General features: G+C 71.5%; 20 protein-coding genes. 2 read left to right on the forward strand and 18 right to left on the reverse strand.

Going from position 1 to position 24,261, the window contains the following annotated elements; genetic code table 11:
* Positions 1-14: 14 nt before the first annotated feature.
* Together lspA and ABZO31_RS08075 are read right to left on the reverse strand one after the other, a co-directional pair.
* On the reverse strand, positions 15-593 hold the full coding sequence (gene lspA / locus ABZO31_RS08070) for a signal peptidase II (protein WP_406860413.1): 579 nt from the start codon (positions 591-593) through the stop codon (positions 15-17).
* A 60-nt stretch (positions 594-653) separates the two neighbouring features.
* Entirely contained in the window at positions 654-1,457 is an 804-nt protein-coding gene (locus ABZO31_RS08075; RefSeq protein ID WP_406860414.1) for a TraR/DksA family transcriptional regulator, read from the reverse strand.
* Between the two features lie 599 nt (positions 1,458-2,056).
* Here ABZO31_RS08075 and ileS point away from each other — a divergent pair.
* Positions 2,057-5,227, forward strand: coding sequence for an isoleucine--tRNA ligase (ileS, locus tag ABZO31_RS08080; protein WP_406860415.1), 3,171 nt, complete (start codon positions 2,057-2,059; stop codon positions 5,225-5,227).
* Positions 5,228-5,655: 428 nt separating this feature from the next.
* Here ileS and ABZO31_RS08085 read toward each other — a convergent pair whose 3' ends face one another.
* The 16 genes from ABZO31_RS08085 to rsmH all read right to left on the reverse strand — a co-directional run bounded on the left by ABZO31_RS08085 (position 5,656) and on the right by rsmH (position 23,310).
* Complete coding sequence (locus ABZO31_RS08085) at positions 5,656-6,708, reverse strand: DivIVA domain-containing protein (RefSeq protein WP_406860416.1); 1,053 nt, start codon at positions 6,706-6,708, stop codon at positions 5,656-5,658.
* A 55-nt stretch (positions 6,709-6,763) separates the two neighbouring features.
* A complete protein-coding gene (locus ABZO31_RS08090; RefSeq protein WP_393646979.1) occupies positions 6,764-7,051 on the reverse strand; it encodes a YggT family protein in 288 nt (95 codons plus the stop codon).
* An 81-nt stretch (positions 7,052-7,132) separates the two neighbouring features.
* Positions 7,133-7,747 (reverse strand): cell division protein SepF, encoded by a 615-nt coding sequence (locus tag ABZO31_RS08095; protein WP_406860417.1) that lies wholly within the window; start codon positions 7,745-7,747, stop codon positions 7,133-7,135.
* A gap of 142 nt (positions 7,748-7,889) precedes the next feature.
* Positions 7,890-8,609, reverse strand: coding sequence for a YggS family pyridoxal phosphate-dependent enzyme (locus tag ABZO31_RS08100; protein WP_406860418.1), 720 nt, complete (start codon positions 8,607-8,609; stop codon positions 7,890-7,892).
* 9 nt (positions 8,610-8,618) lie between these two features.
* On the reverse strand, positions 8,619-9,353 hold the full coding sequence (gene pgeF / locus ABZO31_RS08105) for a peptidoglycan editing factor PgeF (RefSeq protein WP_406860419.1): 735 nt from the start codon (positions 9,351-9,353) through the stop codon (positions 8,619-8,621).
* Positions 9,354-9,362: 9 nt separating this feature from the next.
* Positions 9,363-10,577 (reverse strand): cell division protein FtsZ, encoded by a 1,215-nt coding sequence (ftsZ, locus tag ABZO31_RS08110; RefSeq protein WP_406860420.1) that lies wholly within the window; start codon positions 10,575-10,577, stop codon positions 9,363-9,365.
* Positions 10,578-10,858: 281 nt separating this feature from the next.
* On the reverse strand, positions 10,859-11,665 hold the full coding sequence (locus ABZO31_RS08115; RefSeq protein WP_406860421.1) for a cell division protein FtsQ/DivIB: 807 nt from the start codon (positions 11,663-11,665) through the stop codon (positions 10,859-10,861).
* A 22-nt stretch (positions 11,666-11,687) separates the two neighbouring features.
* Positions 11,688-12,782, reverse strand: coding sequence for an undecaprenyldiphospho-muramoylpentapeptide beta-N-acetylglucosaminyltransferase (gene murG / locus ABZO31_RS08120; protein ID WP_406860422.1), 1,095 nt, complete (start codon positions 12,780-12,782; stop codon positions 11,688-11,690).
* A 6-nt stretch (positions 12,783-12,788) separates the two neighbouring features.
* Entirely contained in the window at positions 12,789-14,129 is a 1,341-nt protein-coding gene (gene ftsW / locus ABZO31_RS08125; protein ID WP_406860423.1) for a putative lipid II flippase FtsW, read from the reverse strand.
* Positions 14,130-14,189: 60 nt separating this feature from the next.
* A complete protein-coding gene (gene murD / locus ABZO31_RS08130; protein WP_406860424.1) occupies positions 14,190-15,629 on the reverse strand; it encodes a UDP-N-acetylmuramoyl-L-alanine--D-glutamate ligase in 1,440 nt (479 codons plus the stop codon).
* On the reverse strand, positions 15,611-16,681 hold the full coding sequence (gene mraY / locus ABZO31_RS08135; RefSeq protein WP_406860425.1) for a phospho-N-acetylmuramoyl-pentapeptide-transferase: 1,071 nt from the start codon (positions 16,679-16,681) through the stop codon (positions 15,611-15,613). Before mraY ends, murD begins: the two co-directional genes overlap by 19 nt.
* On the reverse strand, positions 16,678-18,096 hold the full coding sequence (locus ABZO31_RS08140; RefSeq protein WP_406860426.1) for a UDP-N-acetylmuramoyl-tripeptide--D-alanyl-D-alanine ligase: 1,419 nt from the start codon (positions 18,094-18,096) through the stop codon (positions 16,678-16,680). Before ABZO31_RS08140 ends, mraY begins: the two co-directional genes overlap by 4 nt.
* A gap of 4 nt (positions 18,097-18,100) precedes the next feature.
* Positions 18,101-19,801, reverse strand: a complete 1,701-nt coding sequence (locus ABZO31_RS08145; RefSeq protein ID WP_406860427.1) for a UDP-N-acetylmuramoyl-L-alanyl-D-glutamate--2,6-diaminopimelate ligase — start codon at positions 19,799-19,801, stop codon at positions 18,101-18,103.
* A 27-nt stretch (positions 19,802-19,828) separates the two neighbouring features.
* Entirely contained in the window at positions 19,829-21,829 is a 2,001-nt protein-coding gene (locus ABZO31_RS08150; protein ID WP_406860428.1) for a peptidoglycan D,D-transpeptidase FtsI family protein, read from the reverse strand.
* 4 nt (positions 21,830-21,833) lie between these two features.
* Positions 21,834-22,334, reverse strand: a complete 501-nt coding sequence (locus ABZO31_RS08155) for an FtsB family cell division protein (protein WP_406860429.1) — start codon at positions 22,332-22,334, stop codon at positions 21,834-21,836.
* Between the two features lie 16 nt (positions 22,335-22,350).
* Positions 22,351-23,310, reverse strand: a complete 960-nt coding sequence (rsmH, locus tag ABZO31_RS08160; RefSeq protein WP_406860430.1) for a 16S rRNA (cytosine(1402)-N(4))-methyltransferase RsmH — start codon at positions 23,308-23,310, stop codon at positions 22,351-22,353.
* A 275-nt stretch (positions 23,311-23,585) separates the two neighbouring features.
* On the opposite strand from rsmH, the gene ABZO31_RS08165 reads away from it, so the two are divergent.
* Positions 23,586-24,134 carry a beta-class carbonic anhydrase gene (locus ABZO31_RS08165; protein WP_406860431.1) on the forward strand — a complete coding sequence of 183 codons (549 nt, stop codon included), beginning with the start codon at positions 23,586-23,588 and terminating at the stop codon, positions 24,132-24,134.
* Positions 24,135-24,261 lie beyond the last annotated feature (127 nt).

Consider the following 24,261-nt stretch of genomic DNA (forward strand, 5'->3'; position numbering starts at 1 on the left):
TCGAGTATGCCTTGTCAGTCCTTGTGGACCGTGCCGTCGGGGTCCAGCCCGCGGAACGACAGGATCACGATGAGGAAGCCGCCGACCACGATCGCCGAGTCCGCGAGGTTGAAGACCGCGAAGTGCGCGGGCGCGATGAAGTCGACCACCGCGCCCTCGAAGACGCCCGGCGACCGGAAGATCCGGTCGGTCAGGTTGCCCAGCGCACCGCCGAGCAGCAGACCCAGCGCGATCGCCCACGGCAGGCTGTAGAGCTTGCGGGCCAGCCGCACGATCACGACGATCACCACCGCCGCGATGCAGGTGAAGATGATCGTGAAGGCCTCGCCCATGCCGAAGGCGGCACCGGGGTTCCGGATGGCCTCGAACTTCAGCAGGTCACCGATGACCCGGATCGGCTCGTGGCCCTCCAGCTTCTCCACGACCAGGATCTTGCTGCCGAGGTCGAGGAGGTAGGCGACCAGCGCGACGACGAAGAGCGCGAGGATCCTCCGCCTGCCGCGGGGCTGCTCGGCGGGCTGCGCCGCAGCCTCGTCGGCCCCCTCGGCCCCTTCCGAATCCGGCGTACCGATGATGCGCTCCGCCTCTGCCACGTGAGTCCCTCAACCCTAGGTGCCTGACTGCCCACGAGGGTACGGCACACACGTGCGGGCTCAGCCGCGGCGTTCCTGCTTCTGCTTGTCCTCCACGCAGAGCGTGGCCCGCGGGAAGGCCTGCATCCTGGCCTTGCCGATGGGCTTGCCGCAGACCTCGCACAGACCGTACGTACCGGCGTCGAGACGCTCCAGGGCGTGCTCGCTCTGCTCCAGCATCTCCCGGGCGTTCGCGGCGAGCGCCAGCTCGTGCTCGCGGGTGATGTTCTTGGTGCCGGTGTCGGCCTGGTCATCGCCGGCGCCGTCCCCGGAGTCCCGCATCAGTCCGCTGAGCGCGTCCTCGGAGGACTGGATCTCGGCCCGGAGCCGCAGCACCTCGCTCATCAGCTCCGTACGGGCCTCCGCGACCTCCGCGTCGGTCCAGGGGTCCTCCCCGGGGCGGACGGCGAGCTCGCCGGGCCGGGCCGCGGGCACCGCGCCCGCGTCGGCCGCGCCCTCCGTCACCGTCGCGCTGCCCACGGTCTTCTTCGCTGCCACCGTCCTGGCTCCCGTCTGCTCCGCCGCGGTCGCGGCCCTGGTCTTCTCGTCCGCGGCCTTCTCGGCGACGGTCTTCCTGGCCGCGGTCTTCCGGGCCACGGTCTTCTTCACGGCCGGCTTCGCCTTCGTCACGGCGGTCTCCTTCCCGGCGACCCTCGTGGCGTTCTTGGTGACTCGCTTCGCGGCTCGCTTCGCCTTCGTCGCCGTCTTCTTCCCGACCGTCGTCTTCTTCCCGGACACGTCCTTCGCCGCCGCCTCGGAGGCGGTGTCGGTACGTGCCGTCGCCGCCTCCTTCCCGGCGGTCGCGGCGGTCTTCTTCGGCGCCATGTCGCGGCCCCTTCACATATTGTGATCTTGCTCGCGAATCGTGCTGGGACGATAAATCGACACCAGCCCCGCGGCAACGGGGCACGCCGCCGCGCGCACCCGCCCCGTGCGCCCGTGCGACGAGCCTGAAACCGTTGTGCCCAGCTCCCCGCCCCGTAATCCGCGACGCGGGCCCACCGGAAGTCCGGCCGGCCGCGTATGGCCATTCGGGTCACTTCCGCCCCGTCCGCGGCGCCCGTGGAAAACCGGTCTGCCGGGGCGGCCGGAGGCCCGTACACTGTGGGGGTCCCCCTGCTCCGGCGAAGCCGAGAGCTCGGGGGAAAGCGAAAGGCTTGGATGGGGACGAGTAGCGTCGTACGCAGCCATGAGCGACCCGGGGACGGTGAGAGCCCGGGGGCGAGCCCGATGTGAAGCATCACCCCGGAGCCGTCGGAAGAACACCGCGGGCGACCGTGGCCAGTAGAACCGGCATCGCGACCCCAATGAGGGGGCTCGGGGCGTTCGCGCCCGGGGCCAAGGAGGGTGGTACCGCGGGAGCCGCGCACGCGCGGGCCTCGTCCCTCCGGACGGAAGAAGATCAGTCCGCCGGAGGAAGATCGATGTCGCAGTACCGCCAGGTGCCCGCCCAGGTCGACCTGCCCGCGCTCGAGCACGCCGTGCTCGATTTCTGGCGCGAGAGCAAGGTCTTCGCCAAGACCCTGGAGCAGTCCGAGGGCCGCCCCGAGTGGGTGTTCTACGAGGGTCCGCCCACCGCCAACGGCATGCCCGGCGCCCACCACATCGAGGCCCGCGTCTTCAAGGACGTCTTCCCGCGCTTCCGCACCATGCGCGGCTACCACGTCGCCCGCAAGGCGGGCTGGGACTGCCACGGCCTTCCGGTGGAGCTGGCCGTCGAGAAGGAGCTCGGCTTCTCCGGCAAGAAGGACATCGAGGCGTACGGCATCGCCGCCTTCAACGACAAGTGCCGCGAGTCGGTGACCCGGCACACGGACGCGTTCGCCGAGCTCACGACCCGGATGGGCTACTGGGTCGACCTGGACGACGCGTACCGGACGATGGACCCCGAGTACATCGAGTCGGTCTGGTGGTCGCTCAAGCAGATCTTCGAGAAGGACCTGCTGGTCCAGGACCACCGCGTCGCCCCGTGGTGCCCGCGCTGCGGCACCGGTCTGTCGGACCACGAGCTGGCGCAGGGCTACGAGACGGTCGTCGACCCGTCGGTGTTCGTCCGCTTCCCGCTGACCTCGGGCCCGCTCGCGGGCGAGGCGGCGCTGCTGGTCTGGACGACGACGCCGTGGACGCTGGTGTCGAACACCGCGGTCGCCGCTCACCCCGACGTCGCGTACGTGGTGGCGACGAACGGCGAGGAGAAGCTGGTCGTCGCGCAGCCGCTGCTCGAGAAGGCGCTCGGCGAGGGCTGGGAGGCGACGGGGCAGACGTTCACGGGCGCGGAGATGGAGCGCTGGACGTACCAGCGCCCGTTCGAGCTGGTGGAGTTCCCGAGCGTCAGCGAGGGAACCAATGGGCGCAGTCCGGCCGAGGCCCACTACGTCGTGAACGCGGAGTACGTGACCACCGAGGACGGCACCGGTCTGGTCCACCAGTCCCCCGCGTTCGGTGAGGACGACCTCAAGGTCTGCCGCGCGTACGGCCTGCCGGTCGTGAACCCGGTCCGCCCCGACGGCACCTTCGAGGAGGACGTGCCGCTGGTCGGCGGCGTCTTCTTCAAGAAGGCGGACGAGGCGCTCACCGCCGACCTGGACGCGCGCGGCCTGCTGTTCCGGCACATCCCGTACGAGCACAGCTACCCGCACTGCTGGCGCTGCCACACGGCGCTGCTGTACTACGCGCAGCCGTCCTGGTACATCCGCACGACCGCGGTGAAGGACCGTCTCCTCGAGGAGAACGAGAAGACGAACTGGTTCCCGGAGTCGGTGAAGTACGGCCGCTTCGGCGACTGGCTGAACAACAACATCGACTGGGCGCTGTCGCGCAACCGGTACTGGGGCACCCCGCTGCCGATCTGGCGCTGCGAGGACGGCCACCTGACGTGCGTGGGCTCGCGCGCGGAGCTGACCGAGCTGACGGGCACGGACCAGTCGGACCTCGACCCGCACCGCCCGTACATCGACGACGTCACGTTCACGTGCACGGCGGAGGGCTGCGAGCTGGAGGCCGTCCGCGTGCCGGAGGTCATCGACGCCTGGTACGACTCGGGCTCGATGCCGTTCGCGCAGTGGGGCTACCCGTACAAGAACAAGGAACTCTTCGAGTCCCGCTACCCGGCGCAGTTCATCTCCGAGGCGATCGACCAGACGCGCGGCTGGTTCTACACGCTGATGGCGGTCGGCACGCTGGTCTTCGACAAGTCGTCGTACGAGAACGTGGTCTGCCTGGGCCACATCCTCGCCGAGGACGGCCGCAAGATGTCCAAGCACCTGGGCAACATCCTGCAGCCGATCCCGCTCATGGACCAGCACGGCGCGGACGCGGTGCGGTGGTTCATGGCGGCGGGCGGTTCGCCGTGGGCGGCGCGTCGGGTGGGCCACGGCACGATCCAGGAGGTCGTGCGCAAGACCCTCCTCACGTACTGGAACACGGTGGCCTTCCAGGCCCTGTACGCCCGTACGTCGGGCTGGGCGCCGAGCGCGGCGGACCCGGCGCCGGCCGAGCGCACGGTCCTGGACCGCTGGCTGCTGAGCGAGCTCAACGCCCTGGTCGCGCAGGTCACCGAGGCGATGGAGGCGTACGACACGCAGCGCGCCGGCAAGCTGCTCTCGGCGTTCGTCGACGACCTGTCGAACTGGTACGTGCGCCGCTCGCGGCGCCGGTTCTGGCAGGGCGACAAGGCGGCGCTGCGGACGCTGCACGAGGTGATCGAGACGGTCACGCGTCTGATGGCCCCGCTGACCCCCTTCATCACGGAGCGGGTGTGGCAGGACCTGGTGGTCCCGGTGGCGCCGGAGGCGCCGGAGTCGGTGCACCTGTCGACGTGGCCGGAGGCGGACGCGGCGCTGATCGACCCGACGCTGTCGGAGCAGATGCTGCTGGTGCGGCGCCTGGTGGAGCTGGGCCGCGCGACGCGTGCGGAGTCGGGCGTGAAGACCCGGCAGCCGCTGTCGCGGGCGCTGGTGGCGGCGACGGGCTTCGCCGCGCTGTCGGAGGACCTCCAGGCCCAGATCACGGAGGAGCTGAACGTCAGCTCGCTCGCATCGCTGAGCGAGGTGGGCGGCTCCCTGGTCGACACGACCGCCAAGGCGAACTTCCGCGCGCTGGGCAAGCGCTTCGGCAAGGGCGTGCAGGACGTCGCGAAGGCGGTGGCGGCGGCCGACGCGGCGGCGCTGTCGCTGGCGCTGCGGGGCGGTGAGGCACAGCTGGAGGTCAACGGCGAGACGATCACCCTGACGCCCGAGGAGGTCATCATCACGGAGACCCCGCGGGAGGGCTGGTCGGTGGCCTCCGACCAGGGCGCGACGGTCGCCCTGGACCTGGAGATCACGCCGGAGCTGCGGCGCGCGGGCCTGGCCCGTGACGCGATCCGCCTGATCCAGGAGGCCCGCAAGAACAGCGGCCTGGACGTGGCGGACCGTATCGCCCTGCGCTGGACGTCGAAGGACCCGGAGGTCACGGAGGCCCTGACGGCCCACGAGACCCTGATCGCCGACGAGGTCCTGGCGACGGACTACGCGGCCGGCGAGGCCGACGACGCGTACGGCCCCGCGTTCGAGGATGAGGGCCTGGCCCTCTCCTTCCGCCTCCGCAAGGCGTAAGCGCCGCTCGAAAGGCCCGGCCCGATGGGGCCGGGCCTTTCGCTTGCCCCCACCCCGCCTCTTCCCGAAGCCCTGACGAGCCCGGGTGCTCCGCCCACGGGCCCCGGCGGGCCCGAGGCGCGGAGCGGAGCCCCGAGCCCGCGGGGGCAGGCGCGGGCGCGGCCCCCAGGCGCCCTCCCGCCCACGGGCCCGGGGGCGAAGCCGCTCGGGCTCGGGCCGGGGGCGCACCCGGGGCGGAGCCCCGGTTTCGGGAAGGGGCGGGTGGGGATGGCCCGCCGCAGGCGCTTCCCGCCCCGCCCACCCGCACCCGCACCCGGCCCCACCCTCACCCATCCGCCCCCGCCCACGGCAAAAGGGCCGGGCCCCTGGTTTTCACCAGGGGCCCGGCCCTTGACTGCCGACCGGCTACGCGCTCAGCGCGCGCCGCCTCAGTTGTCGTCCTCGTCGATCAGGAAGCCGCGCATCGGCGCCGGAGCCTGCTGCATCGGCTGCGGAGCCTGCGGGCGGACCGGAGCCATCGGCTGGGTCATCGCCGGGGACATCTGCTGCTGGCCGCCGTACGACGGGGCCGCGCCCATCGCACCGTTGCCGCCGTAGGCCGGCGCGCTCGCACCGGCCGGCGCCATCGACGGGGACGGCGGCAGCGACGGGGCCGACGGCGTCCGCGGCGGGGCCAGCGAGTCGTCCGCCTGGGTCTCCAGCTGGCGCAGCTGGGACTCGAGGTACGACTTCAGACGGGTCCGGTACTCGCGCTCGAAGCCCCGCAGGTCCTCGACCTTGCGCTCCAGCGTGGCGCGGGCGGACTCCAGGGAGCCCATCGCGACGCGGTGCTTCTCCTGCGCGTCCCGCTCAAGAGCGTCCGCCTTGGCGCGGGCGTCCCGCTCCAGGCCCTCGGCGCGGGAGCGCGCCTCGCCGACGATCTTGTTCGCCTCGGAGCGGGCCTCGGCGATCGCCTGGTCGGCGGTCTGCTGGGCCAGCGAGAGGACACGCGCGGCGCTGTCGCCGCCGGGGCCCTGACCAGGCTGCTGCATCTGCTGCTGCGGGTGACCCATGGGGCCGCCCATCGGACCGCCCATGGGGCCGCCCTGCATCGGGCCGGGGCCCATGGGGCCGCCCTGCATGGGGCCGTGCCCGCCGGGACCGGCGGGAAGCTGAGGGGCACCGGACGGCAGCTGCGGCGGACCCATCGGGGGCTGCTGCTGCACCGGCGGACCGGATATGGCGGCGGGCACCGGCGCGCCGGGACCAACGGGACGATCCTGCGGCTCCGGGGGCTTGCGCATGCCCTGCTGCTGGTTCTGCGCAGCGGCACGCGTCGCCGCGGCCAGCTTGGCGCGCAGGTCCTCGTTCTCGCGGAGCAGGCGGGTCAGTTCGGCTTCGACCTCGTCGAGGAAGGCATCGACCTCGTCCTCGTCATAGCCTTCTCGAAGGCGGACGGTCGTGAACTGCTTGTTCCGCACGTCCTCGGGGGTCAGCGGCATCTCTTCTTCACCTCTACGTAGTCGTCGGCAGTCGGCAAGACCGTATCGTCCACATTCACCTCGCGCTGCTCACCACGGAGATCAGGATGTAGACGATGATCATCAGAACGAAGAAGGACAGGTCGAGTGCCACGCCCCCGAGACGCAACGGCGGGATGAACCGCCGCAGAAGCTTGAGCGGTGGATCGGTGACAGTGTAGGTGGCCTCCAGGACCACCACCATCGCCTTGCCGGGTTGCCATGAACGGGCGAACTGGAAGACGTAGTCCATGACCAACCGGAAGATCAGCACGACGAGGAAGCACGTCAGCGCGATGTAGATCACATGTAGTGCCACGCTCATCCCGCGCGTCCCTCTCCCCTGTTTCCCGTGCTCTCGCGTTTTCCCACCGGCCTCGCGGCCGGGTCGTACTCGGTCGTGTACTCAGCTCTGGTTGAAGAATCCGCCCTCTGCGATGCGGGCCTTGTCCTCCGCCGTGACATCGACGTTAGCAGGCGACAACAGGAACACCTTCTGCGTCACTCGCTCAATGCTGCCATGGAGCCCGAACACGAGTCCGGCGGCAAAGTCGACAAGTCGCTTCGCGTCCGTGTCGTCCATCTCCGTGAGGTTCATGATCACCGGGGTGCCCTCACGGAAGTGTTCCCCGATGGTGCGGGCCTCGTTGTAGGTCCGCGGATGCAGCGTGGTGATGCGGTAGGGCTCCCGCTCGGACACGACCTTGGGCATGATCACCGGTGCGCTCTTCTCCAGGCTCGGGCGTTCTGGTGTGATGGATGACACGGGGGCGATACGCGCCGGCCGTCCGCTCTCCGCGGACAGCGCGGCGGGCACGTGCACCGGCTCGCGCTGCGCCGGCGGTGCGGCGATCCGCACCGGCTCCTCGCGCTCCACCTGGCGGGGCGGCTGGTGCCGGCGCTCCGGCTCGGGCTCCAGCTCGGGTTCGAAATCGTCGTCGGGGTCGAATCCCCGGCCGTCGTACCCATCGTCCTCCACGAGGCCGAGGTAGACCGCCATCTTGCGCATTGCGCCGGCCATTCTCCGAGTCCTCCGCTCTGTGGTGGATCGCCCTTGCCCTGCATGTCACAGCGCCGCCAAGCGCGTCAACGATCCACGGGGTCCGCCCGCTGTCTGCGGGAATGACCATATTTTCTGCTGTGGTCCGACTTGCTTCGCGACGTTACCCGAGCCGGGGGCGGTCTCCGAGTACCGCGCTGCCGATGCGTACGTGTGTCGCCCCGGCGGCCACGGCCTCCTCGAGGTCCGCGCTCATCCCAGCGGACACCATGTTCGCAGCCGGACGGGTCGCGCGCAGGGCAGTCGACAAATCCATCATCCGATCGAACGCAGCACGCGGGCGGCCCTGGTAGGGACCGGCGAGCGGTGCGACCGTCATCAGTCCGCCGAGCCGCAGACCCGGTGCCGCCTCGACGGCGGCGGCCAACTCCTCGACCCCGTCCGGTCCGACGCCGCCGCGGGCACCCCGCTCGTCCGACTCGGCGTCGAGCGCGACCTGGATCAGACAGCCGAGTTCGCGCCCCGCCTGCTCCGCGGCCGCGGAGAGAGAGGAGACGAGCTTCAAGCGGTCGACGGACTGCACCACATCCGCATAACCCACCACGGAACGGACCTTATTGGTCTGCAACTGACCCACGAAGTGCCAACTCAGATCCAGATCCGCGCAGGCGGCGGCCTTCGGCGCCGCGTCCTGGTCGCGGTTCTCGGCGACGTGGCGCACACCGAGTCCGTGCAGGATCCTCACGTCGCTCGCGGGGTAGGTCTTGGTGACCACGATGAGGGTCACGTCCTCCCGCTTGCGGCCGGCCGCGGCACAGGCGGCAGAGATACGTTCCTCCACCCGGGCCAGGTTCTCGGCGAGTTGGGTTCTGCGGTCCGTCATTTCGTTGCCTTACCTGTCCAACCAGACATATCCCGCGAGTCGCCCCGTCGTGCGGTCCCTGCGGTACGAGTAGTGGTCGCCCGACTCCAGCGTGCAGACCCCGGAGGTCCGGTGGTCGCGCACTCCCATTGCCGCCAACTGCGCGTGCACTCCGGCCGCGACGTCGACCGCGGGGGTTCCCCAACTGGTCTCGGCCCGGGCCTCGGGCTGCACCGCGGCGACCTCGTCGCGCATCCGCTCCGGCACCTCGTAGCACCGGCCGCAGACGGCCGGCCCGGTGCGGGCGGTGATCCGGGCGGGGTCGGCGCCGAGCTTCACCATCGCGGCGACCGCGGCGGGGACGACTCCGGCGACCATCCCGGGCCGGCCCGCGTGGGCCGCTCCGACGACTCCCGCCTCCGGGTCGGCCAGCAGAACCGGGACGCAGTCGGCGGTGAGGACCGCGAGCGCGACGTCCCGCCGGTCGGTGACCAGCGCGTCCACCGGCGGAAGCTCCGTACCGGGCGCCCAGTCGGGGCCGATCACCGCGACGTCCGCGCCGTGCACCTGGTTCATCCACACCACCTGCGCCGGGTCGAGCCCCAGCGCACCGGCGGCGAGCGAACGGTTGGTGCGGACGGCCTCCGGGTCGTCGCCCACGGCGCCGCCGAGGTTGAGCTCCTCGTACGGAACGGCGCTCACCCCGCCCCACCGGTCGGTGAAGGCGAAGTGCGCGCCGCTCGTCTGGTCGTGCTGCCCTATCACTTCAAGAGGTCACTTCAGGAAGTCCGGGACGTCCAGCTCTTCGGCCTGGGTGTCCGGGTACGGGCGGGCCGGCGGGACCACCGGCGGGGTGACCGGCGGCATCGGGGTCTCGCTCGCCGCCGGGGCCGGCTCGGCCGGGGCCGGGGCGTCCTCGCGCGGGGTCACGGTGCCGAGGCCGCCGATGCTGCGGGGGGTCTCGGTGGCGCGCGGCGCGGGGGCCGGCTCCTCGCGCTTGGCCGAGGACGAGCCGAGGATGTTGTCGCGCCGGGCCGGCGGCTGTCCGCCGTCGAAGCCGGCGGCGATGACGGTGACCCGGACCTCGTCGCCGAGCGCGTCGTCGATGACGGCGCCGAAGATGATGTTGGCCTCGGGGTGGGCGGCCTCGCTGACCAGCTGCGCAGCCTCGTTGATCTCGAAGAGACCGAGGTCCGAGCCGCCGGAGATGGAGAGCAGCACGCCGCGGGCGCCGTCGATGGACGCCTCCAGGAGCGGCGAGGAGATCGCCATCTCGGCGGCGGCCACCGCGCGGTCGTCGCCGCGCGCCGAGCCGATGCCCATGAGCGCCGAACCGGCCTCGGACATGACCGACTTGACGTCGGCGAAGTCCAGGTTGATCAGGCCCGGGGTGGTGATGAGGTCGGTGATGCCCTGGACACCGCTCAGCAGCACCTGGTCGGCCGACTTGAAGGCGTCGAGCACCGACACCTGGCGGTCCGAGATGGACAGCAGCCGGTCGTTCGGGATGACGATGAGGGTGTCGACCTCTTCGCGGAGCTCGGCGATGCCGTCCTCCGCCTGGTTGGCGCGGCGCCGGCCCTCGAACGTGAACGGGCGGGTGACCACGCCGATCGTGAGGGCGCCCAGCGAGCGCGCGATGTTGGCGACGACGGGGGCGCCGCCGGTGCCGGTGCCGCCGCCCTCGCCGGCGGTGACGAAGACCATGTCGGCCCCCTTGAGGACCTCCTCGATCTCCTCGCGGTGGTCCTCTGCCGCCTTGCGACCGACTGCCGGGTTGGCCCCGGCCCCGAGACCCCGGGTGAGTTCGCGGCCGACGTCGAGCTTGACGTCGGCGTCGCTCATCAACAGCGCCTGTGCGTCCGTGTTGATGGCGATGAACTCGACGCCCTTGAGACCGACCTCGATCATTCGGTTGATGGCATTGACACCACCGCCGCCGACACCGATGACCTTGATGACTGCGAGGTAGTTCTGCGGTGCTGCCACGTCGAAGGCCTCTCGCCTCGAGTTACGTGTCGTCGCTGCGCGGTGGTTAGTCGCGTCACGACGACGGATGCCGATTGGGACGGTCCGAATTGCCGACCCAAACCCTAACGTTGAAGTTTAGGGTTACCAGTGTCTCTGTTCGCTGGACTCTTCCGAACAGGACACTAAGTCGACAAGCGGCGCACGTTCAACGAACACGCCGAACCTCCCGTTTTTCTTTTCACCCTATGTGATCACCCGTAGCGCTGGCCAACCAGGGTGCTGGCCAGCGGTGATGCCCGTCAACTCCGCGACGCCGCCGGGGCCGTGGGAGCGCTGACGTCGAAGTGTCCCGCTTCGGGTTCCGCTTTCATCAGTGCGGCGAGCACCCGGGCCTTCATGTCACCCTCCTCACCGCTCCCCCAGAACACGGTGCGGCCCCTGTCCAGCTCCAGGGTGACGGAGTCGTACGAGGCGACCTTGACGACACGGACGTCCCGGGCGATTTTCCGCGGGAGTTCGCCCGTCACGCCCACCGCCTCCATGAGCAGGCGGTCCGCGTCGAAGCGGCGCAGGCTGGGTGAGCCGGAGACGTTCATGACGAGCCGGGGCACACCGGCCGGGGGCTGGTCGACGGTGGCGAAACGGACGCCGCCGGCGTCCACTTCGATGAACTTTCCGCCCTTTTCGACCAGCAGGACGGGCTTGCGTTCCGTCACCTTCAGATCGATTCCGTGCGGCCAGGACCGGGAGACCTCCACCGCGTCGATCCGGGGGAGCCTGTCGAGCAGCCGCGCCTCGATGGCGTCGGTGTCGACGGAGACCAGCGGGGAGCCCAGCGGGACCGCCGCGGCGGCTTCCACTTCGGCCCGGGTCAGGACCTTCGTGCCCGAAGTCTTCACATCTTCCGCACGGAGCCAGTCCGAGCCGTAGAACGCCCAGACCCCGCCCGCCCCGAGGGCGAGCGCGGCCACGGCGGCGATCAGCGCGCGCGGCCCGCGCCGCCGGCCGAGGGGGCCGGAGCCCCCCGGGGAGCCGGACGGCCGGGCCGACGGGTCCTTCGGTGCGCGCGGGGCGCGCGGCTCTTGGGTCGTCGGTCCGGCTGCCACGTGGGCTCTCCCTCCGGCCGCCCTACCGCTGACGGTGGGCGGCGATCGCCTCGTACACCATGCCGACGAGCAGGTCGTCGGCGTCCCGGCGGCCGAACTCGGCGGCGGCGCGGGACATCTCGTACAACCGGTGCGGATCGGCCAGTACGGGCAGGACGTTGCCCTGCACCCACTGCGGGGTCAGCTCCGCGTCGTCGACGAGGAGTCCGCCGCCCGCCTTGACCACCGGCTGGGCGTTGAGCCGCTGTTCGCCGTTGCCGATGGGCAGCGGCACGTACGCGGCGGGGAGCCCGACGGCGGAGAGCTCGGCGACGGTCATCGCACCCGCGCGGCAGAGCATCATGTCGGCCGCGGCGTACGCGAGATCCATCCGGTCCACGTACGGTACCGGCACGTACGGCGGCATTCCGGGCATGTTGTCGACGCGCGGCAGTTCGTTCTTCGGGCCGACCGCGTGCAGGATCTGGACGCCGGAGCGCTGGAGCACCGGGGCGATCTGCTGGACGACCTCGTTGAGCCGGCGGGCGCCCTGCGAACCGCCGGAGACCAGCAGGGTCGGCAGGTTGGGGTCGAGCCCGAACGCGGCGCGCGCCTCGGGGCGGACCCGGGCCCGGTCGAGGGTGGCGATGGTGTGCCGCAGCGGGATGCCGATGTACCGGGCGTTCCGCAGCTTGGAGTCCGGGGTGGCGACGCCGACGCCGTGCGCGTACCGGGAGCCGATCTTGTTGGCCAGGCCGGGCCGGGCGTTGGCCTCGTGGACCACGATCGGCACGCCGAGCCGCTTGGCGGCCAGATAGCCGGGCAGGGCCACATAGCCGCCGAAGCCGACGACGCAGTCGGCCTTGGTGCGCTCCAGGACCTGCTCGGCGGCCTTGATCGTGCCGCGCAGCCGCCCGGGGACGGTGATCAGCTCGGGGGTGGGCTTGCGCGGCAGCGGCACGGCCGGGATGAGCGCCAACTCGTAGCCCCGCTCGGGCACGAGCCGGGTCTCCAGACCCTTCTCCGTGCCCAGCGCCGTGATCCCCACGCTGGGGTCCTGCCTGCGCAGGGCGTCCGCGAGGGCGAGCGCGGGCTCGATGTGGCCGGCGGTCCCCCCACCGGCGAGTACGACATGCACCGAAATTCACCGCTCTCCGGACGGACGCTTCTTGACGCGCCGTCGCATCGACTTCCATCTCACCCCGGCCCGCTTGCCCCAGCCGGGGCGGCGCATGGCCAGGGCCGCTTTCGCGGCGGGCTCCTGTCGCGCGAAGGCGATCAGCAACCCGACGGCGAACATGGTCGGCAGCAGGGCCGACCCTCCGTAGGAGAACAGCGGGAGCGGGACTCCGGCGATCGGCAGCAGACCGAGCACCGCACCGATGTTGATCACGGCCTGCGCCGTGATCCAGGTGGTCACGCCTCCCGCGGCAAACCTCACGAAGGGGTCCTCCGTGCGTCCGGCCACGCGGATACCCGCATAGCCTAGAGCCGCGAACAGGGCGAGCACCGACAGCGTCCCCGCCAGCCCCAGTTCCTCCCCGGTGACGGCGAAGATGAAGTCGGTGTGCGCTTCAGGCAGTTGGCCCCATTTTTCCACACTGGCACCCAGACCGGAACCGAACCATCCGCCTGATGCCAGAGCATAGATCCCGTGCGCGGCCTGCCAGCACGGGTCCCCCTCGCCACCGGGGTCGCTGGCCCCGATGCAGGCGAAACGCTTCATCCGGTTCGGGCTGGTCTTGATGAGGATCAGACCGATCAGGCCCGCGACGGCGAGCACCCCGGCGAACAGCCTCGTGGGCGCCCCCGCGGTCCACAGCAGTCCGAACAGGATCGCGGCGAGCACGATGGAGGTGCCCATGTCTCCGCCGAGCATGATCAGCCCCAGCAGCATGAAGGTGCCCGGGACCAGCGGCACCAGCATGTGCTTCCACTGCGTGAGCAGCTTCATGTCGTGCTTGCGGGCCAGCAGGTCCGCGCCCCACAGGATCAGCGCCAGCTTGCCGAACTCGCTGGGCTGGAGCTGGAACGGGCCGCCCAGGTAGATCCAGTTCTGGTTGCCGTTGACCGCATGCCCTATCCCCGGGATCTGGACGAGCACCATCAGGAAGACGGTGCCCATCAGCAGCGGATAGGCCAGCGCCCGGTGCAGTCTGACCGGCATCCGGGAGGCGAGCAGCAGCAGTCCGCCGCCGATGAGCGCGGCGAGGAACTGCTTGCCGAAGAAGTACGAGGCGGGCAGGTCGTACTTCAGCGCCGTGATCATCGACGCCGAGTAGACCATCACCAGGCCGAGCGTGGTGATCAGCAGCCCGGCGCCGAGGATCACGTAGTACGCGGTGAGCGGCCGGTCCCAGGCCCGCCGGGCCCGCTCGAAGCTCCGCCGCACACCGCCGCCGCGGGGGCGTCGCGGGGGTGCGGGGGCCCGCCCCCCGCCGCGTACGGCGGAGGGCCTGCGCGTTCCGGCGATCCTGCTCGGCATCAGTCGCTGTCCCCTCCAGTCGTGTCCGGCGCGGCCGCGCCGGACCTGAGGCTGGTCAGGTCAGGCGGGCCCGGCGCCGGCGAGGGCGCGGACGGCGTCCGCGAACGCCTCGCCGCGCTTGTTGTAGTTGACGAACATGTCCATGGAGGCACAGGCCGGGGCCAGCAGGACGGTGTCTCCGGGCCGGGCGAGCCGGGCCGCCTCCTGGACCGCCGCCGACATCGCCCCAGTGTCGGTCCGGTCGAGGTCGACCACCGGGACTTCGGGGGCGTGTCGCGCCAGGGCTTCGCGGATCAGCGCGCGGTCCTGGCCGATCAGCACGGCCCCGCGCAGCCGCTTCGCGGACTTCCGGACGAGCTCGTCGAAGGTAGCGCCCTTGGCGAGACCGCCGGCGATCCAGACGATCGGCTCGTACGCCGCCAACGAGGCTTCCGCGGCATGGGTGTTGGTGGCCTTGGAGTCGTCGACGTACGCGACGCCGTCGACGTCCCGGACGTGCTCGATGCGGTGCGCGTCGGGGCGGAAGGCCCGCAGCCCGTCGCGTACGGCCCTGGCGTCGACGCCGAAGGCGCGGGCCAGGGCGGCCGCGGCGAGGGCGTTCGCGATGTTGTGCGGGGCCGGCGGCTGGACGTCGGAGACCTCGGCGAGCTCCTGGGCGTTCTTCTGCCGGTCCTCGACGAAGGCCCGGTCGACGAGGAGGCCCTCGACGACGCCGAGCTGGGACGGGCCGGGGGTGCCGAGGGTGAAGCCGATCGCGCGGCAGCCCTCGACCACGTCCGCGTTCTCGACCAGCCGCTCGGTGGCGGGGTCCGCGACGTTGTACACGCAGGCGACCTGGTTGCCCTCGTAGATCCGGCCCTTGTCGGCGGCGTACGCCTCCATGGAGCCGTGCCAGTCGAGGTGGTCCGGGGCGAGGTTGAGCACGGCCGCGGAGTGGGCCCGCAGGGACGGGGCCCAGTGCAGCTGGTAGCTGGAGAGCTCGACGGCGAGCACGTCGTACCGCTCCTCGCCGAGCACGGCGTCGAGAAGCGAGACCCCGATGTTGCCGACGGCGGCGGTCTTCAGACCGGCCGCCTCCAGGATGGAGGCGAGCATCCGCACGGTGGTGGTCTTGCCGTTGGTGCCGGTGACCGCCAGCCACGGAGCCGCCTGCGGGCCGCGCAGGCGCCAGGCCAGCTCGACGTCGCCCCAGATCTCCACGCCCGCCTCGGCGGCGGCCCGGAAGAGCGGCTTGTCGGGCTTCCAGCCGGGGGCGGTGACGATCAGCTCGGTGCCCTCGGGCAGCGTCGCCCCGTCGCCGAGGCGGACGGTGATCCCCTCCGCCTCCAGCTCCGCGGCCTGCGCCCGGGAACGCTCGTCGTCGCCGTCGTTGACGACGGTCACGACCGCGCCGAGGCCGTGCAGGACCCGGGCGGCGGGGATGCCGGAGACCCCGAGCCCCGCGACCGTGACCCGCCTGCCCTTCCAGTCCACCGTCTCGCTCACTTCTCGGATGCCCATCCCGCGTAGAAGAGGCCCAGACCCACGATGACGCACATGCCCTGGATGATCCAGAACCGGACCACCACGAGCACCTCGGACCAGCCCTTGAGCTCGAAGTGGTGCTGCAGCGGAGCCATCCGGAAGACGCGCTTGCCGGTCATCTTGAACGAGCCGACCTGGATGACCACGGACATCGTGATCATCACGAACAGGCCGCCGAGCAGGGCGAGCAGCAGCTCGGTGCGGGAGCAGATGGCGAGACCGGCGAGCGCGCCGCCGAGGGCCAGCGAACCGGTGTCGCCCATGAAGATCTTGGCCGGCGAGGTGTTCCACCACAGGAAGCCGAAGCAGGCGCCCATCAGCGCGGAGGCGACGACCGCGAGGTCGAGCGGGTCACGCACCTCGAAGCAGGCGTTCGGGTTGGTGAGTTCGAGCGCGTTGACGCAGGACTCCTGGAACTGCCAGAGGCCGATGAACGTGTACGCGCCGAAGACCATCACCGACGCGCCGGTGGCCAGGCCGTCCAGACCGTCCGTCAGGTTCACGCCGTTGGACATGGCCAGGATCATGAACAGCGCCCAGACCACGAACAGCACCGGGCCGATGGACCAGCCGAAGTCGGTGATGAAGGAGAGCTTGGTGGAGGCCGGGGTCAGTCCGCGCAGATCCGCGAACTGCAGGGAGAGCACGGCGAACGCGATGCCGACGATCAGCTGGCCGGCCATCTTCGCCTTGGCCCGCAGACCGAGCGACCGCTGCTTGACGATCTTGATGTAGTCGTCGAGGAAGCCGACCAGGCCCATGCCGGCCATCAGGAAGAGGACCAGCACACCGGAGTACGAGATGGGCTCGCCGGTGATGACCTTGGCCAGCGCGTACGCGATGAGCGTCGCCAGGATGAAGGAGATACCGCCCATGGTGGGCGTGCCCTTCTTGCCGGCGTGGCCGCGCGGGCCGTCGTCACGGATGAACTGCCCGTACCCCTTGCGGGCGAGGAGCTTGATGAGCAGCGGGGTGCCGATCAGGGTCAGGAAGAGCCCGATGGCTCCCGCGAAGAGGATCTGCCTCATCGGCCCGCGACCTCGCTCCCCGAGTCGAGCAGTGCCAGGGCGACCTGCTCGAGCCCCACCGACCGGGACGCCTTCACCAGCACGACGTCCCCCGGACGCAGCTCTCTGCGCAACAGGTCGACCGCCGCCTGCGCGTCGGACACGTGCACCGACTCCTCACCCCACGAACCCTCGTTATAGGCGCCCAGTTGCAGCCAGGACGCTTCCCTGTCCCCGACCGCCACGAGCTTGCTGACGTTGAGCCGGACGGCGAGCCGCCCGACCGCGTCGTGCTCGGCGAGCGAGTCGTCCCCGAGCTCGGCCATCTTGCCGAGCACCGCCCACGTCCGCGCCCCCCCGGCCTGAGCCGCCCGGCCCATGGCCGCGAGCGCGCGCAGGGCGGCTCGCATGGACTCGGGGTTCGCGTTGTAGGCGTCGTTGACGATCGTGACGCCGTCCGGACGCTCGGTGACCTCCATGCGCCAGCGCGACAGGGTGCCGGCCTCGGAGAGCGCGGTGGCGATCTCCTCGACAGGCATGCCCAGCTCATGGGCGACGGCGGCCGCGGCGAGCGCGTTCGACACGTGGTGCTCACCGTACAGGCGCAAGGTCACGTCACTGCACCCGGTGGGTGTGTGAAGACTGAAAGAGGGTTGTCCGTTCTCCATGAGCCGGACATTCTCGGCACGTACGGCCGCGTCCTCGGCTTCTCCGAAGAGCAGGACGCGGGCCTTGGTACGGCTCGCCATGGCGCGGACGAGGGGGTCGTCGGCGTTCAGGACGGCGACGCCGCCGTCCTCCGGCAGGCCCTCGACGAGCTCGCCCTTGGCCTCGGCGATCTGCTCGCGGCCGCCGAACTCGCCGATGTGGGCGGTGCCGACGTTGAGGACCAGGCCGATGCGCGGCGGGGTCAGGCCGGTGAGGTAGCGGATGTGGCCGATTCCGCGCGCGCCCATCTCCAGGACGAGGTGCTTGGTGTCCTCGGTGGCGCGCAGCGCGGTGAGCGGCAGACCGATCTCGTTGTTGAGCGAGCCGGGCGTCCACACGGTCGGCGCGTGCTTCTGCAGGACCTGGGCGATCAGGTCCTTGGTGGAGGTCTTGCCGGCGGAGCCGGTGAGCGCGACGACGTCGGTGCCGAGGCGTTCGACGACGGCGCGGGCGAGCGCGCCGAGCGCCGTCTGGACGTCGTCCACGACGATGGCGGGCACGCCGACGGGGCGGGCGGCCAGGACGGCTGCCGCGCCCGCCTCGACCGCGCGCACCGCGTAGTCGTGGCCGTCGACGTGCTCGCCGGCGAAGGCGGCGAAGAGACTGCCGGGCTTCACCTCGCGGGAGTCGATGACGACGGGGCCGGTGATCCGGACGGACGGATCCGGTATGTCGTACGCCTGCCCGCCGACGATTTCGGCGATCTCGGCGAGGGAGAGGGCGATCACTGCTTCATCCCTGACTGTTCTTGTGACGGTGGTCGATCGCGTCGCGCAGGACCTCGCGGTCGTCGAAGGGGCGGACCACCCCGGCGACGTCCTGGCCCTGCTCGTGGCCCTTGCCCGCGACGAGGACGGTGTCGCCGGGCTGCGCGCGGGCCACGGCCGCGGCGATGGCGGCGGCCCGGTCGGGTTCCACCAGGACGGCGCCGCGCTCCTCGGCCGGCACCCCGGCGGCGCCCGCGAGCATCGCGAGCAGGATCGCCAGGGGGTCCTCGGAGCGGGGGTTGTCGGAGGTGAGGACGGCGGTGTCGGCGAGCCGGGCCGCGGCGGCGCCCATCGGGCCGCGCTTGGTGGAGTCGCGGTCGCCGCCGCAGCCGATGACGACGTGCAGCCGGCCCTCGGTGACCTCGCGCAGCGAGCGCAGCACCGATTCGACGGCGTCGGTCTTGTGCGCGTAGTCCACGACCGCGAGGTACGGCTGGCCGGCGTCGACGCGCTCCAGACGGCCGGGCACGCCGGGCACGGCGGCCACGCCGTCGGCGGCGGTCTGCGGGTCGAGCCCGGCGACGGCCAGGGTGACGATCGCGGCGAGGGTGTTGGCGACGTTGAACGGGCCGGGCAGCGGGGCGGTGGCGGTGATCCGCTCGCCCTTCGGGCCGACGGCGGTGAACGTCGACTCGGCGGCGCCCAGGACGACGTCCTCGGCGCGCCAGTCGGCGGCCGGGTCGCCGGCGGCGGAGAAGGTGACCAGCGGGACGCCGGCCTCCTTGGCGAGCCGGCGGCCGTACGTGTCGTCCAGGTTCACGACGCCCTGTTTGCTGCGTTTCGGCGTGAACAGCTGCGCCTTGGCCCGGAAGTAGTCCTCCATGTCGGAGTGGAACTCCATGTGCTCCGGGCTGAGGTTGTTGAAGACGGCGACGTCGAAGACGCAGCCGTCGACCCGGCCGAGCACGAGGGCGTGGCTGGAGACCTCCATGGCGACCGCCTCGACGTCGCGCTCGCGCATGACCGCGAACAGCGCCTGGAGGTCGGTGGCCTCGGGGGTGGTGCGCTCGGACTTGATGCGCTCGTCGCCGATCCGCATCTCGACCGTGCCGATCAGCCCGGTCTTCCGCTCGGCCGCTCGCGGCCCGCCCTCCCGTCGCCCACCACCACCCTTGGTCGACAGCGCTGCGCGCAGGCCCCCTTCCACTAGGTAGGCCGTGGTGGTCTTGCCGGAGGTGCCGGTGATGCCGAGCTGCAGCAGGCCGTCACCGGGCCGGCCGTAGATCTCGGCGGCGAGTTCGCCCATCCTCCCGCGCGGGTCCTCGACGGCGAGGACCGGCAGTCCGGTCGCGGCGGCGCGCTCGGCGCCGCTCGGATCGGTGAGGATCGCGACCGCGCCGAGGCCGGCGGCCTGGGCGGCGAAGTCGGCGCCGTGCAGCCGGGCGCCGGGGAGGGCCGCGTACACGTCCCCCGGGCGTACCGCCCGCGAGTCGTGGGTGATCCCGGTCACCTCGGCCCCTGCCGGGGTCTCGACGCCCAGCAGGGCGGCCAGCTCCCCGAGCGGGGTCGGGGAGGTCTGCGCCGGACGGGGCGGGGCGGTTCGGTACTGATCAGCTTGTGGCACGGCGGTGAGCGTACCGGGCACACCCTCCGCTCGGCTAAATGAGCCCTCGGGGGTGCGGTCGTCGGACTTCCGGTTCCCGGATTCCGGGGTGATCGTTCTCACGGGTGCTCCCGCCGGTTCAGGGGTGGTTCAGGGGGTGAAGGCGACCGGCATCCTGGGGGGTTCGGCGCCGGTCGGGGCGACGTGCAGGGTCTTGAGGGCGAACTCCATGACCTTCTTGTAGATGGGTCCGCAGATCTGCCCGCCGAAGTAGCTGCCCTTGGTGGGGTTCTGGATGGCGCAGTAGACGGTGATGCGGGGCTTGTCGGCGGGCGCGAAGCCGGCGAAGGACGCCGTGTAGCCCTTGTACCGGCCGAGTTCGGGGTCGACGCGGTTGGCGGTGCCGGTCTTGCCGGCGACCCGGTAGCCCGGGATGGCGGCCTTGGTGCCGGTGCCCTCCTCGTCGCCGACCACGGACTCCAGCATCTGCGCGAGGGTCTTCGCGGTCTTCTCGCTGACCACCCGGGTCTGCCGGGGCTCGGCGGCCGGGGCGAAGCCGCCGTCGGGGCCCTTGGTGCCGCGGACCAGCGTCGGTTCGATGCGGACGCCGCCGTTGGCGATGGTCGAGTAGACGGAGGTGGCCTGCATGGCGTTGATGGACAGGCCCTGGCCGAAGGGGATCGTGTACTGCTGCGAGGTCGACCACTTCTGCGGCGGGGCGAGGATGCCGGGGGTCTCTCCGGGGTAGCCGAGCCCGCTGGGGCTGCCGATGCCGAACTTGCGCAGGTACGAGTGGAGGACCTTGTTGGACTCGGCCTGGGTGTCCCCGAGCTGGCCGGTGGCCAGGATGGTGCCGATGTTGCTCGACTTGGCGAGGACGCCGTTGAGGGTCAGGTACCAGGTGGGGTGGTCGATGTCGTCCTTGAACAGCCGGTCGCCGCGGTGCAGCCGGTTGGGCACGGTGACATGGGTGCCGGGGGCGGCGACGCCCTCCTCCAGGACCGCGGCCATGGACATGACCTTGCTGGTGGAGCCGGGCTCGTACGCGTCCTGGAGCGCGGCGTTGCCCATGGCGGCGGAGTCGGCCTGGCTGAGGTCGTTGGGGTCGAAGCCGGGGGCGTTGGCCATGGCCAGTACCTCGCCGGTCTTCACGTCCTGCACTATCACGTAGCCGCGGTCGGCCTTGGACTTCTGCACCTGCTCGGTGATGGCCTGCTGGGCGGCCCACTGGATGTCCCGGTCGATGGTCAGCTCGATGTCGGCGCCGGGGACGGCGGGGGTGCCGCGGGAGCCGGCGGTCGGGACCTCGCGGCCGCCGGACTGGGCGTAGCGGATCTTGCCGTCCTGGCCGGCCAGCTGCTTGTCGAGCATGGACTCCAGGCCGCCCGCGCCGCGGCCCTCGGCGTTGACGTAGCCCAGTATCCCGGCGGCGAGTTCGCCGTTCGGGTACACGCGCTTGGTGCTGCGTTCGGAGAGGATGCCGCCGAGCAGGTTGATCCCGTTGCCGCCCTGGGAGGGGCGGGACTTCTGGGCGTAGACCTTCTTCAGGTCCTTGATCTGGTTCCAGACCTGCGGGGTCTGCCGGCGGGCGAGCAGCGCGTAGCGGGACTTGGGGGTGCGCAGCTTCTTCGCCAGTTCGGCGGGCTGCTTGCCGAGGATCGGCGCGAGGAGGGCGGCGGCCTGCTCGGGGGCGTCGGTCCGCCTGCTCTCCTCGGGCGTGAAGAGCTTGGGGTCGGCGGTGATGTCGTACGCGTCGACGCTGGCGGCCAGCGCGATGCCGGCCCGGTCGGTGATCTCGCCGCGGTCGGCGGTGAGCGTGTACTCCTGGTAGCGGTGCTTCTCGGCCTTGGCCGCGTACGCGGCGGCGTCGACGGCCTGGACCTGGAGCAGCCGGACGACGAAGGCCAGCATGACGAGGGTCAGGCCGACGGAGACCAGGCGCAGCCGGGGCTTGGGGCGGCCGAGCTTGATGGTGCGGACCCTGGGCCGCGGCCGGGCGGCGGCGGGCCGGGCGCCGGCCGGGCGGGCCGGACGGCGTGCGGGGGCCGGGCGCGGGGCGGCGGATCTGCGCGGGGCGCCGGAGGAGGCGGTCGAGGAGCGGGGGCGCGCGGGGCCGGGGACCCGGCGGCCCGGGGGTTCCTTGGGGGGCACGGCGTCACCTGCCGGAGGTCGTCGGTGCGGGTGCGGTCGGGGGTGCGGCGGGCGTCTCGGGCTTCTGCGGCGGCGGGTTCTGCCGGGAGGGCGGTGGCTTCGCGGACGTCGTACTCGGTTCCGGGGACGGCTCAGGCGGCGCGGAGGCCACCGAGCGCTCGCCGCGGACCTTGCCGTCCGGGTCGAGGAAGGCCGGGCTGCCGCCGGGCACCATGCCCAGCTCACGGGCGCGGCGCTCCAGGGCGTCCGGCGCCGAGTAGTCGTCGACGTCGCGCTGGAGGGCCTGCTCCTCGTCGGTGAGCTCGGTGGTCCGGGCCTTGAGGTCGCGCAGTTTGAAGGAGCCCTGGTTGAGGGCGGAGTTCAGCAGCAGCAGGGTGATCAGGCCGCCGCCGAGCAGGACGACGACCAGCAGGACGAAGGGGGTGCGAGCGGCCGTGCTCGGCCCCGACGGCATCAGCCGTCCCAGGCGGGCGGCGCGACCCTTCAGCGGACCCTGCTTCGTCACCGTGCGTCCCCGTTCCTCACGCCGGCTCGTCCTCCCGGATGCGCTCCGCGCCCCGCAGCCGGGCCGGGGCCGCGCGCCGGTTCTCCGCGACCTCCTCCTCGGTGGGCAGTTCGGCGCCGCGGGTCAGCAGCTTCAGCCGCGGCTGGTACTTCTCCGGGACCACCGGCAGTCCGGGCGGGGCGGTGGTCGCGGCGCCGGCCGCGAAGACCTGCTTGACGATGCGGTCCTCGAGCGACTGGTACGACAGCACGACCACGCGGCCGCCGACGCGGACCGCCCTCACGGCCGCCGGGATCGCGTTCTCGACCGCCTCCAGCTCGCGGTTGACCTCGATGCGGAGCGCCTGGAAGGTGCGCTTGGCCGGGTTGCCGCCGGTGCGCTTGGCGGCCTGCGGCAGCGCGTCGCGGATCAGCTCGACGAGCCGGGCGCTGTTGTCGAACGGCTCCTTCTCGCGCTCCCGCACGATCGCCGAGACGATCCGCTTGGCCTGCTTCTCCTCGCCGTACGCGCGCAGGATCCGGACCAGCTCGCCGGCCGGGTAGGTGTTCAGCACCTCGGCGGCGCTGATCCCGGTCGTCTGGTCCATGCGCATGTCGAGCGGGGCGTCCTGCGCGTAGGCGAAGCCGCGGTCGGCCTCGTCCAGTTGCATGGAGGAGACGCCCAGGTCGAACAGGACGCCGTCGACGCGCGGGACGCCGAGCCGGTCGAGGACCTCGGGGAGCTCGTCGTACACGGCGTGGACGAGGGTGGCGCGCTCGCCGTACGGGGCGAGCCGCTCGCCGGAGAGGCGCAGCGCCTCCTTGTCCCGGTCGAGGGCGATCAGCCGCACCTCGGGGAACTGCTTCAGCAGCTCCTCGCTGTGTCCGCCGAGACCGAGCGTGCAGTCGACGACGACCGCGCCCGGCCGCCGCAGCGCCGGGGCCAACATGTCCAGGCACCGCTGGAGCATCACCGGGACGTGTCGGTCGTTGCTCAATGCCGCCCTCTCAGAATCCGGAGCGGCGCTCCGTACGGGTCGGGTCACAGCCGGGTCCCCCGTACGCAGCCGCCGCACACGCGGGGAGAAACCACTGAAATGTGCAATGTCTCCGTGAACTGCGCGCAACTCTAGTCCACCGGGAGGCCCGGTCAATCAACCGGTCGGCGCCGCGTTTCGCCCCCCTGTGGAGTACCTCACAACAAGCCGCATTGACGTTCTTTGTCCACTCTCACAGCGGGACCGGAAGGTTCGTGACCACTACCGTCGTAGACATGTCGACCTCCGCGCACCCCTCTGCCGACACCGCCGACGCCCTTCGCACCGGCCGATCGGTCACCGACCGCCTCGTCGGGGCGAACGAGCGCTACGCCGCCGACTTCACCGACCCCGGCATGGACGCCCGCCCCGTCCTGAACGTCGCCGTGGTCGCCTGCATGGACGCCCGTCTCGACCTCCACGCCGCACTCGGCCTGGAACTCGGCGACTGCCACACCGTCCGCAACGCGGGTGGCGTCGTCACCGACGACGTGATCCGCTCCCTCACCATCAGCCAGCGGGCCCTGGGCACCCGCAGCGTGGTGCTGATCCACCACACCAACTGCGGTCTGGAGTCCCTCACCGAGGACTTCCGGCACGAGCTGGAGATGGAGGTCGGCCAGCGGCCGGCCTGGGCCGTCGAGGCCTTCCGCGACGTCGACCAGGACGTGCGCCAGTCGATGCAGCGGGTGCGCACCTCCCCGTTCCTGCTGCACACCGACGACGTCCGGGGCTTCGTCTTCGACGTGCACTCCGGTCTGCTGCGCGAGATCGACCCCGCCTGAGACCCGGCTTAAACCGGCAAACCCCGGCATATTCGTGGCTCTTGTCCACAGGCAAGTGACACAACACGTCGGCCCTGACAAGAATGCTGGGGTGACACCCCCTCGGAACGACTGGGGACCCGGTGTC

Source organism: Streptomyces solicamelliae (assembly GCF_045348655.1).
GTDB classification, from domain to species: Bacteria; Actinomycetota; Actinomycetes; order Streptomycetales; family Streptomycetaceae; genus Streptomyces; species Streptomyces solicamelliae.

Excerpts from the sequence above, each read along its gene's own strand:
- ABZO31_RS08075 (WP_406860414.1), bottom strand. The coding sequence starts at position 1,457 with ATGGCGCCGAAGAAGACCGCCGCGACCGCCGGGAAGGAGGCGGCGACG.
- ileS (WP_406860415.1), top strand. The coding sequence starts at position 2,057 with ATGTCGCAGTACCGCCAGGTGCCCGCCCAGGTCGACCTGCCCGCGCTC.
- ABZO31_RS08085 (WP_406860416.1), bottom strand. The coding sequence starts at position 6,708 with ATGCCGCTGACCCCCGAGGACGTGCGGAACAAGCAGTTCACGACCGTC.
- ABZO31_RS08090 (WP_393646979.1), bottom strand. The coding sequence starts at position 7,051 with ATGAGCGTGGCACTACATGTGATCTACATCGCGCTGACGTGCTTCCTC.
- ABZO31_RS08095 (WP_406860417.1), bottom strand. The coding sequence starts at position 7,747 with ATGGCCGGCGCAATGCGCAAGATGGCGGTCTACCTCGGCCTCGTGGAG.
- ABZO31_RS08100 (WP_406860418.1), bottom strand. The coding sequence starts at position 8,609 with ATGACGGACCGCAGAACCCAACTCGCCGAGAACCTGGCCCGGGTGGAG.
- ftsW (WP_406860423.1), bottom strand. The coding sequence starts at position 14,129 with ATGCCGAGCAGGATCGCCGGAACGCGCAGGCCCTCCGCCGTACGCGGC.
- murD (WP_406860424.1), bottom strand. The coding sequence starts at position 15,629 with ATGGGCATCCGAGAAGTGAGCGAGACGGTGGACTGGAAGGGCAGGCGG.
- mraY (WP_406860425.1), bottom strand. The coding sequence starts at position 16,681 with ATGAGGCAGATCCTCTTCGCGGGAGCCATCGGGCTCTTCCTGACCCTG.
- ABZO31_RS08165 (WP_406860431.1), top strand. The coding sequence starts at position 23,586 with ATGTCGACCTCCGCGCACCCCTCTGCCGACACCGCCGACGCCCTTCGC.